Origin of the sequence: Thioalkalivibrio sp. ALE30, from assembly GCF_000377465.1 — a bacterium.
Taxonomy (GTDB): domain Bacteria; phylum Pseudomonadota; class Gammaproteobacteria; order Ectothiorhodospirales; family Ectothiorhodospiraceae; genus Thioalkalivibrio.
Genome location: NZ_KB898168.1, coordinates 277,621 through 292,145, shown reverse-complemented (window position 1 = coordinate 292,145; position 14,525 = coordinate 277,621). Strand labels below are relative to the sequence as shown.

At 66.2% G+C, this 14,525-nt stretch carries 12 protein-coding genes; 4 read left to right on the top strand and 8 right to left on the bottom strand.

The features are described 5' to 3' along the window. Positions 1–14: 14 nt before the first annotated feature. The 6 genes from D107_RS0101290 to rpsB all read right to left on the bottom strand — a co-directional run bounded on the left by D107_RS0101290 (position 15) and on the right by rpsB (position 4,699). On the bottom strand, positions 15–851 hold the full coding sequence (locus tag D107_RS0101290; RefSeq protein WP_018866991.1) for a phosphatidate cytidylyltransferase: 837 nt from the start codon (positions 849–851) through the stop codon (positions 15–17). Continuing rightward, positions 844–1,596: a polyprenyl diphosphate synthase gene (gene uppS, locus D107_RS0101285; RefSeq protein ID WP_018880572.1), complete on the bottom strand. Its 753-nt coding sequence runs from the start codon at positions 1,594–1,596 to the stop codon at positions 844–846. The genes D107_RS0101290 and uppS overlap by 8 nt, the downstream gene beginning before the upstream one ends. A 12-nt stretch (positions 1,597–1,608) precedes the next feature. Further along, entirely contained in the window at positions 1,609–2,166 is a 558-nt protein-coding gene (gene frr, locus D107_RS0101280; RefSeq protein ID WP_018880571.1) for a ribosome recycling factor, read from the bottom strand. Continuing rightward, the gene (gene pyrH / locus D107_RS0101275) at positions 2,159–2,896 is read right to left on the bottom strand and encodes a UMP kinase (RefSeq protein WP_018866994.1); all 738 of its coding nucleotides are present in this window, start codon (positions 2,894–2,896) and stop codon (positions 2,159–2,161) included. Before pyrH ends, frr begins: the two co-directional genes overlap by 8 nt. Before the next feature lie 102 nt (positions 2,897–2,998). Further along, positions 2,999–3,868 (bottom strand): translation elongation factor Ts, encoded by an 870-nt coding sequence (tsf, locus tag D107_RS0101265; protein ID WP_018880223.1) that lies wholly within the window; start codon positions 3,866–3,868, stop codon positions 2,999–3,001. A gap of 57 nt (positions 3,869–3,925) precedes the next feature. Then, positions 3,926–4,699: a 30S ribosomal protein S2 gene (gene rpsB, locus D107_RS0101260; protein WP_018866996.1), complete on the bottom strand. Its 774-nt coding sequence runs from the start codon at positions 4,697–4,699 to the stop codon at positions 3,926–3,928. Positions 4,700–4,945: 246 nt separating this feature from the next. Here rpsB and map point away from each other — a divergent pair, with 246 nt between their 5' ends. Together map and glnD are read left to right on the top strand one after the other, a co-directional pair. Then, positions 4,946–5,731: a type I methionyl aminopeptidase gene (gene map, locus D107_RS0101255; RefSeq protein WP_018866997.1), complete on the top strand. Its 786-nt coding sequence runs from the start codon at positions 4,946–4,948 to the stop codon at positions 5,729–5,731. 58 nt (positions 5,732–5,789) lie between these two features. Beyond that, entirely contained in the window at positions 5,790–8,465 is a 2,676-nt protein-coding gene (glnD, locus tag D107_RS0101250) for a [protein-PII] uridylyltransferase (protein WP_018877466.1), read from the top strand. Positions 8,466–8,502: 37 nt separating this feature from the next. Here glnD and D107_RS0101245 read toward each other — a convergent pair whose 3' ends face one another. Both D107_RS0101245 and D107_RS0101240 read right to left on the bottom strand, forming a co-directional pair. Further along, positions 8,503–9,264, bottom strand: coding sequence for an OmpA family protein (locus tag D107_RS0101245; protein WP_018880569.1), 762 nt, complete (start codon positions 9,262–9,264; stop codon positions 8,503–8,505). Next, positions 9,264–10,304, bottom strand: a complete 1,041-nt coding sequence (locus D107_RS0101240) for a hypothetical protein (protein ID WP_038035061.1) — start codon at positions 10,302–10,304, stop codon at positions 9,264–9,266. Before D107_RS0101240 ends, D107_RS0101245 begins: the two co-directional genes overlap by 1 nt. A 347-nt stretch (positions 10,305–10,651) precedes the next feature. Here D107_RS0101240 and D107_RS0101235 point away from each other — a divergent pair, with 347 nt between their 5' ends. Then, complete coding sequence (locus D107_RS0101235; RefSeq protein WP_018880567.1) at positions 10,652–11,518, top strand: PhnD/SsuA/transferrin family substrate-binding protein; 867 nt, start codon at positions 10,652–10,654, stop codon at positions 11,516–11,518. Positions 11,519–11,731: 213 nt separating this feature from the next. Next, a complete protein-coding gene (locus tag D107_RS0101230; RefSeq protein WP_018880566.1) occupies positions 11,732–14,524 on the top strand; it encodes an EAL domain-containing protein in 2,793 nt (930 codons plus the stop codon). The last annotated feature ends 1 nt before the right edge of the window (position 14,525 follow it).

The window sequence follows — 14,525 nt, the reverse complement described above, 5'->3', positions numbered from 1 at the left end:
TGCGCCTGCGCGCGCTATCCCGTCACCGGCGAGGCCGGTATCAGCGCCAGCCACAACAGCCCGGCCAGGAACACCGGGGCGGCTGCAACCATACTGTCGAACCGGTCCAGAATACCCCCGTGACCCGGCAGCAAGGAACCACTGTCCTTGGACCCGGCCTCGCGCTTCAGGATGCTCTCGAACAGGTCCCCGACCACCGACACCAGACCGATCAGTACCGACAGCAGAAGGAAGACCAGCGCGTCCATCGGGGCAAGCCCCCACCCGATCGCCACCACGGTCGCGAAGGCCAGTACCGTGAGCAGGCCGCCGAATAACCCCTCGCGGGTCTTTCCGGGGCTGATATGGGGCGCCAGCGGGTTGCGGCCGAAGGCCTTGCCGGCGAAGTAGGCGCCCGTATCCGCGAGCCCCACCAGCACCACCAGATACACCACCAGCAACGGGGCCAGTGCGTGCAACCAGACGAGGCCCATTCCGGCCGGCACCAGGGTGAGGATCGCCGCAACCGCAAACAGCGGTCCATGTCGGCCGCGCGCGCCCTCCTCGTGTTCCCGGTAGAACGGCAGCACCAGCAGGATCACCAGCCACCACAGCAGGGCCAGGCCCAGAATCAGGTAGTGCAGCGCCCCTGCGGGGGCAGTTCCAAGCGCCAGCACGGGGGCGCCCACGGCCGCGACCAGCGCGGCGCGGGCACCGTGGCCCACCAGTCCCGCCAGGCCGCCCCATTCCCAGGTGGCCAGCCCGAGCACCAGCACCACCAGGAGCAGCACGGCCCAGTTGGGGCCCCAGGCCACCAGGGCCAGGGCCGGCAGGCCCAGGGCCGACGCCGTCAGGATCCGTTGCCTAAGCACCGGTCGCCTCCCCCGGCGCGGCCGCGTCGCCCGCGGCCGGCACGCGCCCGAAGCGGCGCTGGCGGCTTGCGTACCAGGTCAGCCCTTCCTCCAGCTCCGTATTCGTCACATCCGGCCAGAAGGTCTCGATGAACAGCAGTTCGGCGTAGGCCGCCTGCCACAAGAGGAAATTGCTGACCCGGTGTTCACCCCCGGTGCGGATCAGCAGATCCACGTCCGGCAGGCCGGCCGTACTCAGATATCCGGAGAAGGCGGCCTCGGGGTCCGCTCCGCGGTCGCTGTCGGCCACCCAGCGCCGGGCCGCCTGCAGGATGTCCCAGCGCCCGCCATAGCCCAGCGCCACCACCAGGCACATGCGGTCGTTCCCGGCGGTGGCCTCCTCGGCCTCGGTCATGCGTGCCTGAAGATCGGACGGGAACGTGGCGCGATCCCCGATAAAGCGCAGCACGATACCCCGCTCGACGAGCTCCGGAAGCTCCGCCTCGATGGCGGAGACAAACAGGTCGAACAGGGCCTCGACCTCTTCCCGGGGGCGGGCCCAGTTCTCGCTGCTAAAGGCAAACAGGGTGAGGGTGCCAACGCCCTGTTCGGCAAAGAAGCGCACGGCGTTGCGCGTCGCCTCCAGCCCGGCGCGGTGGCCTTCGGATCGGCTCAGACCGCGCGCCTCGGCCCAACGGCCGTTGCCATCCATGATGATGGCGACATGCGCGGGAAGCCCATCGCGGGGTTTGGCGATAACCGGCATCGTGCGCGCCGGTCAGACTTCCATCAACTCGGCTTCCTTGTCCGCCAGCATCGCGTCGACCTTCGCGATGTGGTCGTCGGTCAGCTTCTGGACCTGCTCCTGGGCCTTGTGCTCGTCGTCCTCGGACATCTCCTTGTCCTTGACCAGCTGCTTGAAGGCATTGTTAGCGTCACGCCGGATATTGCGCACGGCCACCCGTGCGTGCTCGGCCTCCGCCTTCACCACCTTCACCAACTCGCGGCGGCGCTCTTCCGTCAGCGCCGGCAGCGGCACCCGGATCACGGTCCCCATGCTCGCCGGGTTCAGGCCCAGGTCGGAGGTCATGATGGCCTTCTCGACCTTCCCGACCATGTCCTTCTCGTACGGCACCACGGCCAGCGTGCGCGCATCCTCGGCCGTGATGTTCGCGACCTGGTTGATCGGCACTTCCATGCCGTAGTACTCCACGTGCACGTGCTCGAGCAGCGTGGGGTGCGCCCGCCCCGTGCGGATCTTCGACAGTTCGTTGCGCAGCGCTTCCAGGCTCTTGTCCATGCGCTCGCGCGCGTCCTTGATGGTGGCGTCACTCATTGCGGGATCCCTCGACCAGGGTACCCACCGCCTCGCCCATCACGAGCCGCTGCAGGTCGCCCCTGGCAAACATGTTCATTACACGAATCGGCAGGCCGTTGTCGCGGCACATCACCAGGGCCGTGGTATCCATCACGCCCAGGCGCCTTTCCAGCGCATCATCGAACGTCAGGCGTTCAAAGCGTCGGGCATCCTTGCTCTTGACCGGGTCGGCATCGTAGACACCGTCGACCTTGGTCGCCTTGATCATGATATCGGCGTTGATCTCGATCGCCCGCAGACTGGCCGCAGAGTCCGTCGTAAAGAACGGATTACCGGTCCCGGCCGCGAACACCACGATCCGCCCCTTCTCGAGATGGCGCACCGCACGGCGCCGGATGTAGTCCTCGCAGACCTGGTTGATCCGGATCGCCGACATTACGCGGGAGAAACGCCCGGCCCGCTCGATCGCATCCTGCAGCGCCAGCGCGTTGATCACCGTCGCCAGCATGCCCATGTGATCACCGGTCACCCGGTCCATGCCGCCCTGCGCCAGACCCGCACCGCGGAAGATATTACCGCCACCGATCACGATGCCGACCTCTACCCCCATGCGGGAGAGCTCCGAGACCTCTTCGGCCACCTGCGCCAGGACATCCGGGTCCACCCCGTAGGATTGCTGGCCCATCAGGGCCTCCCCGCTCAACTTCAGAAGGATGCGCCGGTACGCGGGCTGGCTGTCCTGACTCATGGAGTTCCTTATCTCGGGCTCGTTATTCTCGCTTGCCAGTTTTTTCTGGCCCTCTTATCCGGAAACGGCCGCTTCAAGCGGCCGCCCCGGGATCCTGCTGGATCAGGCGCCGCGCGCCTGAGCCATGACCTCTTCGGCGAAGTTCTCGGTCTTCTTCTCGATCCCCTCGCCCACTTCATAGCGGATGAATCCGGACACCGACGCACCCTTGCTCTCCAGCAACTGGCCGACAGTCTGATCGGGGTCCTTCACGAATGGCTGGCCGACCAGGGTAATCTCGCCCAGGTACTTGCGGATCCGGCCCTCGATCATCTTCTCGATGATGTTCTCGGGCTTGCCGGACTCCTCGGCCTGCGCCTTGAAGATCGCGCGCTCCTTGTCGAGCATCTCGGTCGGCACCTGGCTTTCGTCCACGCACACCGGGTGGCTGGCCGCGATATGCATGGCAATGTCCTTAGCCAGCGCCTCGTCTCCGCCGTTCAGGCCGACCAGCACACCGATGCGGGCGCCATGCTGGTAGAAGCCCAGGGCCCCTTCCGCGCTCATTCGTTCGAAGCGACGCACCTGGACGTTCTCGCCCACCTTGGCGATCAGCTGGGTGCGCTGCTCTTCCAGGGTCTGGCCATCCACGGTCTCGGCCATCAGACCCTCGACGGAATCGGCTGCGGTGTTCAGCGCCACCTTGGCGCAGGTGCCGGTGAAGGCACGGAAGTTGTCGTCATTGCCAACGAAGTCGGTTTCGCAGTTGATCTCGACGATCACGGCCTGCGAACCCTCGCAGGCGATCTCGACCCGGCCCTCGGCCGCAACCCGATCCGCCTTCTTGTCGGCCTTGGCCATGCCGGACTTGCGCATGGCTTCCACGGCCGCTTCCAGGTCTCCCCCGGTCTCGGTCAGGGCCTTCTTGCATTCCATCATGCCGGCGCCAGTGCGCTCGCGCAGTTCTTTCACTTGTGCAGCAGTAATCTGCATCGTTGGTGCTCCTGAATCATGCTCGGACCGGCCGCCTCGGGCGGCCGGTCCCGGTTATCAAGCGGGGTTGGCGGGCGACGCGGTGTCGTCGGAACCTTCGGCCGCGGCCGGCTCGGCGAACTCTTCTTCGCTCACGCCACCGGTGCTCACGGCGCCCTTGGCCTCGATGATCGTGTCGGCGATCGCGGCCACGTAGAGCTGGATGGCACGCATCGCGTCATCATTGCCCGGGATCACGTAGTCCACGCCTTCCGGGGAATGGTTGGAATCGACCACTGCCACCACCGGGATGCCGCGCTTCTTCGCCTCGGCCACGGCAATCTTTTCGTAGCCCACGTCGATCACGAACATGGCGTCGGGCATGCGGTTCATGTCCTTGATACCGCCCAGGCTGCGATCCAGCTTTTCCTTCTCGCGGCGACGGCTCAGGGCCTCGCGCTTGTTCAGGACCTGGAAGCTGCCGTCGGCGTCCATCGTCTCGAGATCCTTCAGGCGCTTGATCGACTGCTTGACCGTGTTGAAGTTGGTCAGCATCCCGCCCAGCCAGCGGTGGCTCACGTGCGGCATGCCGCAGCGACGTGCCTCTTCCGCCACCACGTCGCGCGCCGAGCGCTTGGTGCCGACAAACAGGATCTGGCCGCCGTCGGCGGCGAGCTTGCCGAGGAAGTTCAACGCGTCGTTGAACATCGGCAGGGACTTCTCGAGGTTGATGATATGAATCTTGTTGCGTTCCCCGAAGATGTACGGGGCCATCTTGGGATGCCAGTAACGCGTCTGGTGGCCGAAGTGCACGCCGGCCTCCAGCATCTGTCGCATAGTCACGAGGGACATGAGGTTTCTCCTGTAACGGGTTGAGCCTCCACGTATCCCGATCTGAAACCCGAACCGAATCTTCTTTCGCGAGCGGGCACCCGACAGACCGTGCCGATACGTGTGTGGATTTAGGTTTCGAACACCGGCCCCGCAAAGGGCGGCATCCGGCCCCGCCGAATTGCCAGCGAGGCGCGCGCTTTATAGCATAGGACGCTTACCCGAACCAAACGCCGAGCCCCTCCGGGCGCCGCGGCGGGAGCCCCCATGTCCGTTTCCATCAAGACCCCCGAAGAGATCGAACACATGCGCGTCGCCGGCCGCCTGGCCGCCGAAGTCCTCGAGATGATCGAGCCCCATGTGCAGGCCGGCGTGACCACCGGGGAGCTGGACCGGATCTGCCACGACTACATCGTGAACACCCAGGACGCGATCCCGGCCCCGCTCAACTACCGGGGCTTTCCCAAGTCGATCTGCACCTCGGTGAACCACCAGGTCTGCCACGGCATCCCGGGCGACCGGAAGCTGAAGAACGGCGACATCCTCAACATTGACATCACCGTCATCAAGAACGGCTTTCACGGCGATACCAGCCGCATGTTCGTGATCGGCAAGGCCGGCATCCAGGCCCAGCGGGTGATCGACGTGGCGCGCACCAGCATGTACCTCGGCATCCAGCAGGTCCGCCCCGGGGCCACGCTGGGCGACATCGGACACGCCATCCAGGAATACGCCGAGGCCCGGCGCTGCTCCGTGGTGCGGGAATTCTGCGGTCACGGGATCGGGCGCGGCTTTCACGAGGACCCACAGGTCCTGCACTACGGCAAGCCCGGCACCGGCATGACGCTGGAGGAAGGCATGTGCTTCACCATCGAACCCATGATCAATGCCGGACGCCGGCATACGCGCATCCTCGCCGACGGCTGGACCGCCGTGACCAAGGATCACAGCCCCTCGGCCCAGTGGGAGCACACCATCCTGGTGACCGCGGATGGCTACGAGATCCTGACCCTGCGCAAGGACGAAACCCCGCCCCAGGAGATCGCGGCCTGATCCGGGCTTTTCGCCTCCCTTACCCGCCGATTCGCACCAACAACGCCACGGAGTTGCAATGAATCCTGCGGGCAGCACCCCCGGCGAACTCGATACCCCGGCCTTCACCGCCGACTGGGGCGAGGACTACCAGCGCCTGAGCCGCAACCCGGGGAACATCGCCCTGTTCCGGGACCGCCGCCGCGCCATCCTGGAGCAGCAGTACCAGGGCTTTCGCGACGGCATGCCCATCGCCGAACTGATCCATGGCCATGCCCGGCGCATCGACGAGCTGCTCAAGCTGATCTGGGCGCAGAAGGGCCTGGCCGACGACGACCGGCTGTGCCTGATCGCGGTCGGGGGCTACGGGCGCGGCGAACTGCATCCCGCCTCCGACATCGATATCCAGATCATCCTCGAGGGCGAGCACGACCGTGCCCGCTTCGACCGCATCAGCGATTTCGTCACCTTCCTGTGGGATATCGGCATCGAAGTCGGGCACAGCGTGCGCAGTATCGAAGACTGCACCCGCGAGGCGCGCGACGACATCACCGTTGCGACCAACCTGATCGAGGCCCGCTACCTGGCCGGCCATCTGGGTCTGTTCAACGACTTCCGCCAGGCCATCGAACCCGATCGCATCTGGGACTCGCGCAGTTTCTACGCCGCCAAGCTGGCGGAACAACAGGCCCGGCATCGCCGCTTCGGCGAGACCGCCTACCGCCTGGAGCCGAACGTAAAGGAAGGCCCTGGCGGGCTGCGCGACATCCAGATGATCGGCTGGGTCACCAAGCGCCACTACGGCGCCGAGCGCATCGAGGAACTGGTCTCGCTGGGCTTCCTGCGCGAGGGCGAGTTCCGCGAGATGATGGAGGGCCAGAACTTCCTCTGGCGCGTGCGCTTCGCCCTCCACATGCTGGCCGGCCGCCGCGAGGACCGCCTGCTGTTCGACCTGCAGCGCCAGCTGGCCAACACCTTCGGCTTCGTCGACCAGAACCACAACCGGGCGGTCGAGCAGTTCATGCAGCGCTACTTCCGCACCATCAACGACCTCGAGCGCCTGAACGAGCTGCTCCTGCAGCACTTCAACGAGGCCATCCTGGACGACCCCGAAAACCTGCAGGAACCGGTGCGCATCCATCAGCGCTTCCAGCTCCGGGGCGGCTATCTCGAGGCCGCGCACGACCAGGTCTTCATGATCTACCCGCCGGCCCTGCTGGAGGTCTTCCGCCTGTTGCAGGAACACCCCGAGATCCAGGGCATACGGGCCTCCACCATCCGCCTGATCCGGGCCCACCGCCACCTGATCGACGGTCACTTCCGACGCAACCCGGTCTGCCGCGAGCTGTTCATGGACATCCTGCGCGCGCCGCGCGGCATCACCAGCCAGCTCCGCCGGATGAACCGCTATGGCGTGCTGGGCAACTATCTGCCGGCCTTCGGCCGCATCATCGGGCGCATGCAGTATGACCTCTTCCACGCCTACACCGTGGACGAACACACCCTGAACGTGGTGCGCAACGCGCGCCGGCTCGCGCTGCCCGAGTTCGCCCACGAACAACCCCTGGCGCACCGCATCCACGCGAGCCTGGAACGGCCGGAACGCCTGGTCCTGGCCGCGCTGTTTCACGACATCGCCAAGGGTCGCGGCGGCGACCACTCCGAGCTGGGCGCCCACGACGCCCTGCACTTCTGCCAGCAACACGGGCTCTCGGACGCCGATGCCGGGCTGGTCGCCTGGCTGGTGCGCTCGCACCTGCTGATGTCCCTCACGGCCCAGCGCAAGGACATCTCGGACCCCGAGGTGGTCCTCGGCTTCGCACGGGAGGTCGCCACCGGCGAACGCCTGGACTTTCTCTATCTGCTCACGATTGCCGATATCCGCGGCACCAACCCGGAGCTATGGAACAGCTGGAAGGATGCCCTGCTCCAGACCCTCTACCACGCCACGCGCAACGTCCTCGATCGTGGCCTGGACACCCCGCCGGACATGGACGAGCAGATCCGGCAGACGCGCGTCGAGGCGCTCGAGCGGCTACAGCAACAGGGCTTCGATCCGGAACAGGCGCGTCGGCTGTGGGATGAACTCGACGACGAGTATTTCCTCCGCCATTCCGCCGACGAGATCGCCTGGCATGCCCAGGCCCTGCTCCCGCTGGAACCGGACGCGCTCCCGCTGATCCTGGTACGCCCCAAGACCTCGCGCGGCAGCACCGAGATCTTCGTCTATGCCGAGGATCACCCGCAGATCTTCGCCCGCATCACCAGCGCATTGACCCAGCTCGGGCTCGACATCGTGGACGCCCGCATCATCACCACGGCGGGTGGCCGCACCCTGGATACCTTCCTGGTCCTGGAGAGCGGCGGCGGCCAGACCGTCGATGCCGGCTATCGCGCCGACGAGATCCGCCACGCTCTGGAGCACGAACTCGCCCGCCAGGGCCGCACCCCCAACCCCGCCACGCGTCAGCTACCGCGACGCCTCAAGCACTTCGACGTGGACACCCGCATCGAATTCGAGCCGGCGCCCGGGGGCCACGCCACGCGCATGCGCCTGCGGGCCCTGGATCGACCGGGCCTGCTGTCCACCATCGGGCATATCCTTGGCGAGCAGGGTATCGACGTCCGCACCGCCCGCATCGCCACGGCCGGCGAACAGGTCGAAGACAGCTTCCTGCTGAGCCGACCCGGGCGCACCCCGCTGGACGCCGAGGCACAGACCCGACTGCGCGAGGCCCTGCTTCAGGCCCTCTGACGCCGAGGGCAACACTGATTACGTGTTCCCCTTACGATCAGCGCCCGCGCGCCTCCAGCGGCAAGGGGTCCGGCGCCGCCGGCGAGGCCTCGCCCAGCAGGCGCGTTTCAAAGTCCGTCAGCACGCTGAATTCGACCCGTCGGGAGGCGCGGCGGTCCTCCTCGCCCTGTGCATCCAGCACCCGCCGCGAAGATGACAGGCCCACGGCGGCGACCCGCGAGCGAAACCAGTCCGCCTCCTGCAGGGGTTCCAGCTGGTAGGCATATTCCAGCACCGCCCGCGTGCGCCGCTGGCTGAGGTCCATGTTGCCGAAATAAGCCTCCAGGGGATCGTCGCTCCCGGCCCACTCACTCGACGTGTGGCCTTCGATCCGCACCTCCCGGATCACCTCGGCGAACGGGCGCAGCTGTTCGGCATAGCGCGGCATGAAATCCGCCAGAATCGCCTCGAATCGCGGCCGGATGGAGGCTGAACTGCGCTCGAACAGGACCTCCGGCTCACGGAAACGCAGCGTCAGGCTGTCGCGATCCAGCTCCGCGTTCCAGCGCGGCAGATCCTCCCGGAACTCCTCCTCGAGCACCGAATAGATCGCCGCGCGCAGCGCGGCCGCCTCGTTGCGCACCTCCGTGTGCGCGGCACTCTCGCGCTCCACCTGCACCATATGCAGCAGGGCGAGGAACAGGAAGATCATCATCAACGCCGCCATCAGATCCGCCACCGCGAGCCAGTGCGAGCCCTGGTCCGCCTCGCTGCCGGGGCCCTCGGCCCGGCGTCCGCGCCGCGCCATCCACGCAAACATCAGTTACGCCCGCCCGCTGATGCCACCGGCCGGCTCCAGCGCTGCTCGGCCGCGTGTCCGGCCTGAACGGCGTTCTCGATGCTCTCGAGCATCGCCTCCAGGCGGGCATCCATGGCGGGGAAAGCCTCGGTTGCGCGATCGCGCAGGGCGGCGATGCTGCCCAGCAGCGCCTCCAGTTCGACCGTCTCGCGGCGCAGGCTGGAGAGCGTCGACTCCTGATCCTCCACGTGACGCGTGATCTGCAGGGCCTGGCCCGTCATGCGCTCCAGCGTCTGCTCGGTCTGCTCGACCCCGCTGCGCGCCTGATCAAAGGCACGCTGCAGGGTTTCCATCTGCTGACGGTACTGATCCTGCCACTCCAGCAGTCTCGCGACCGAGTTATCCAGGCGGCGGAAGTTCTCCCCGAACTGCTCGCCAAGACGATGGTTGAAATCGTGGATCACCCGCTCCAGCGCCTCGACGAGATGCGTGCTGCTCATTTCGGTGATGCGCTCGGCCATGCCGTCCAGCGCCCCGGTCAGTTCCCGGTGCTGCCGCTCCAGCCGGGCATCGAGGCGCTGGTCCAGAGTCCGCACGGCCTCGACCATCGCCAGTGCGGCATCGCGCTGCTGTGCGGCCAGTTGCGCCGGATCTTTGGTGCCGTTTGTCGCCTCGGCGGGAACCTCGCGCTCCGCGAGAGCCGCGGTGGGCGTCAACACCTGCACCATGCGCAGCACCGCCGACAGGAGGATGCCCACGATACTGGTCACAAAGGCCAGCTTGAGCCCCTCCAGCAACGCGGGGATGCTCGCCTCCACACGTCCCGCATCGAAGTCCAGCAGGCCAATCGCCACCCCCAGGAACGTCCCGAGGATCCCGAGCGTGGTCAGCAACGCGGGCGCGGCCCCCTGCAGGGCCCTCGCGCGCCGCAGCGCCGTCGCGCCCAGGGCCACCAGGAACAACGCGAACAACACCAGCGCGAACAGGCCAATCACCGTCAGCGGGCTGAGCCCCTGTAGTGTCGCCAGCAAGGCCTCTGCGATCCTGTCCAATACTCCCATCCTGAATTCTCCTGCCGCACCCCGGGCACGCTTGTCTACTGCCGGTTCAAACAAGCAAGAAAAGCGCCAGTTTCGCCGAAGGCGCGGCAAGGCCCCTTGGATACCTACCAGAACCGACAAGTTATTGACGATTCCATAGCGGGCCACACAACTCTGCGCTCAAATCGTCAGCTTGCCGGCACCGCCATCCCTAACAGTTTCACGACCGGTCGTTCCGGTCGCGTTGGGCTTTACTCAATATTCGGAATGCCGTATGAACGAGAGAGGGGCGCAATGACATGACCAGAACACGCACAATCCCCGCACGTGTTCCTGCCGCGCACTGGATCACGCGGCCGGCCAGTACGGTGCTCATCCCGGTTCTGCTGATGCTCGGCGGTTTGCCAGCACTGGCAAACGATGCCCAGACCCGGTCCCTGGGCATCCAGCCCTTTCTCAGCCCCCCAGCCCTCTTCGAGCGATACGCACCGTTGCGCGACTGGCTGAGCGAGCAACTCGAGGTTCCGGTTCGAATCGAATCTGCGCGAACCCGTGACGTCTTCCACCAAAGGCTCGCTGCCGAACGCTACGACCTGGTGTTCACCTCGCCGCATGTGGTGCCGTTCCTTGAAACGGAGACGCGCTACCAGGCGATAGCGGCCACCCGGGACCGGCTGGCGATCCTGATTGCGGTGCTCCCCGAGTCGCCATTCGACCGTGTCGAGGATCTGGCGAATGCACGCATTGCCGCACCCTTCGAGGAAAGTCTGGCAGCGGCCTATCTGAATCACGCGCTCTCCAGGCAGTCATGGACAGACGAAGAGTCCCGGCCGATCGTCCGGCACCACCACCATCACAGCGCCGCCGTCACTACCTTCCTGCGCGGGGAAACCGAGGCCCTGGTTCTGGTCACGGATGGTGACCTGGTGGAATCTCTCACCCGTCTGGGTGCTACAACCATGCTGATGTCACTCGGGGATGGGACTCTCGTGCGTGTCATCGAGGCATCACCCACTTTCCCCGGCATGACGCTTCTGGCACGCGACACTGTCGTGGCGAACGCCGGCGATTTGACCCGCTCGCTCATCAGGCTTGAAGACTCCGCCCAGGGGCAGCACCTCCTGCGTGCGATACGCCACCGAGGTTTCGTTGCCGTTCAGGACACCGATTTCCTGCCTTTTCGCCAGGACGCGTTCAAGAATGCTTTTGATTCGTTCGAACCCAAGGCGAAATGAAGTGGGCTCCAGAAACCTGTGGGGCGACATTGCCACGATGGGCATCTACGGAACAGTCCCGTAGAATATGCGCGACAATTTCGGCTTTTGACCAATCATCCCTACTGGCAAGCCCCCGACTCGGAACCCTTCCATGAACCGCTCCGGCCTGGCTCCAACCAGCTTCGGCCCCAGCCTTCTGGTGGCGCCGCGAACACGCGAGCCAAGCCCCGCATGCGCCTGAATTTCGCCTGGCAGATCATCATTGGCACCGTCGCGATCCAGGTCGCGATGGTCGCAGTACTGATGTTCAGTGGCATCTCCCAGGTGCAGCAGAACCAGTCGCAGATGCTGGAGCGCTTTGCCGAGCAGCAGGGGCGCCTCCTGTCCAGCGCGCTGACTCCGGGGCTGGCCTACGCCGATCCGGCGATGCTGCAGGACCTGCTGGACCTGGTCGCGGACGACTCCCACGTGCTCTACGCGGTAGTGCTCGATGCCCAGGACCAGCCCATGGCCTCCGTGGGCATCTCGCCGGAGGCAATCCCCGAATCCGGCGACCGCATTCGCACTGCCCCCGGACAGATCGAGATCCTCCGGGACATCGAACTGGCCGGACAACCCCTGGGCACCCTCGCGGTCGGGTACTCGACGGACGCCATCGATGCCCTGTCCGCCGACCTCCTGCAGCGCAACGTCCTGCTGGCCATGGGGGTTCTGGTACTGTCGATGGTCGCCGCGATTGTGTTCAGTCTGGTGATCACCCGCCGGCTGCGCCTTTTGAATCAGGGCGCGAAGGCCCTGCAGGTCGGCCGCCTGGACCATCGCATCCCGATGCGCTCGAACGACGAATTCGGCGACCTCGCGCGCACCTTCAACGACGTCGCCGCCAATCTCGGCACAACCCAGACCACGCTGGAACAGCAAAACCAGCAACTCAACCGCTCGGTCGCGCGCCTGGAATCCATGCTGGGCGGGGCCAATGCCATCCTGTGGGAGGCCAACCCCGCCACTCACGAATGGGAGTTCGTCGCCGGCGACACCCGCCACCTGCTCGGCTTTCCCGCGCGCAATCTGGGCCGCGGCGAACTGCGGGCCCGCCACATCCATCCAAGCGACCTGCCACGGGTCCAGAACGCCGCCCGCGAGAGCCGCAACCAGTCGCGCACCGTGGACTACCGCTTTGCCCACCGCGACGGCCAGTGGATCTGGCTGCGCGACATCCTGTCCTGGGCCACGGACGGTGACGGCCGCGAGAGCCTGCGCGGACTGACCCTGGACATCACCGCCCACCGGCGCGCCACCGATGCCCTGGCCGAAAGCGAGAATCGCTACCGCGATGTCGTGGACCACATCTCCGAGGTCATCTTCCGCACCGATGCGGACGGACGCTGGACCCTCCTGAATCCCGCCTGGGAACACCTCACCGGCTTCAGCGTGGAAGAGACCCTGGGCCGCCCGATGTGCGACTTCGTGGCCCCGGAGGACACCGAGGACGCCCGCAGCTTCTGTGCCACCCTGCTGGAGGGCGGGTCCCATGCCCAGTCCGAGGAGATCCGCCTGCGCACCCGCGAAGGCGACATCCGCTGGGTCAGCGTCTATGCCAGTGCCCGGTTCAATGAACGCGGCGAGGTCACGGCGACCTTCGGCACGATGACCGACATCTCCGACCGCAAGCAGGCCGAGGACGAGATCCGCCGTCTCGCCTTCTTCGACGGCCTGACCCATCTGCCCAACCGTACCCTGCTGCACGATCGACTGAGCCAGACGCTCGGGAACACCGAGCGCAGCCATTTGCACGGCGCGCTCCTGTTCATCGACCTCGACAACTTCAAGGACATCAACGACACCCTGGGGCATGCCGTGGGCGACGACCTGCTGCGGCAGGTCGCCGAGCGCATGCAGGACTCGGTCCGCGAGGCGGATACCCTGGCGCGCCTTGGGGGCGACGAGTTCGTGGTTATCCTCAACGACCTCCACCCCGACCCGGCGCGGGCCGCGACCCAGGCGGAAGCCGTGGGACGCAAACTGATCGACCTCCTGCGCGACCCCTTCGAGCTCGCCGGACAGAAACGCCATGTCACCCCGAGCATCGGCGCCACGCTGTTCAGCGGCCGCAGCCTGGGCGTGGAGGAGATCCTGAAACAGGCGGACCTGGCGATGTATCGGGCCAAGAACGCCGGGCGCAACACCGTCCGCTTCTATGACCCCGACCTGCACCGCGCGGTCGAGGCCCGCTTCGAACTCGAGAGCGAGCTGCGCCATGCGCTCGATCAGGACCATTTCAGCGTGCACTACCAGCCGCAGGTGGATGCCTCCGGCGCGGTCATGGGCGCCGAAATCCTGCTGCGCTGGATGCACGAAACCCGTGGCGCGATCTCCCCCGCCGAGTTCATTCCCGTAGCCGAGCAGACCGGCCTGATCGTCCCCATCGGCCGCAAGGTCATGCGCGCGGCCTGCGAGCAACTGGCCGCCTGGCAGCACCAGCCGGCCTTCCGTGACCTGACGCTGTCGGTCAACGTCAGCGCCCGCCAGTTCCGCCACCGCCACTTCGTCCGCGACCTGGCGGCGATCCTGGACGAAACCGGCGCCCCCGGGGAACGCCTGAAACTGGAACTGACCGAAAGCATGTTGCTGGAGAACGTGGAAACGGTCATTGCCCACATCGAGGAACTGCGCACGCTCGGGATCGAATTCTCCCTGGACGACTTCGGCACCGGTTACTCGTCGCTGGCCTACCTCAAGCGCCTGCCGCTGGCCCAACTAAAGATCGATCAATCCTTCGTGCGCGATGTGCTGGATGACCCGAACGATGCCGCGATTGCCCAGATGGTGGTCAATCTGGCCCACACCCTGGACCTCGACGTGATCGCCGAAGGGGTGGAGAACGACGATCAGCGCGCCTTCCTGTTCGGCCTGGGCTGCCGTCATTTCCAGGGCTACCTGTACGGTCACCCCGACACCCTGGCCGTCCTGGAGGCACAGGTCCTCCGCCAGGCGGGAAACCGCCACCCGGCCGCCCACCGATAAC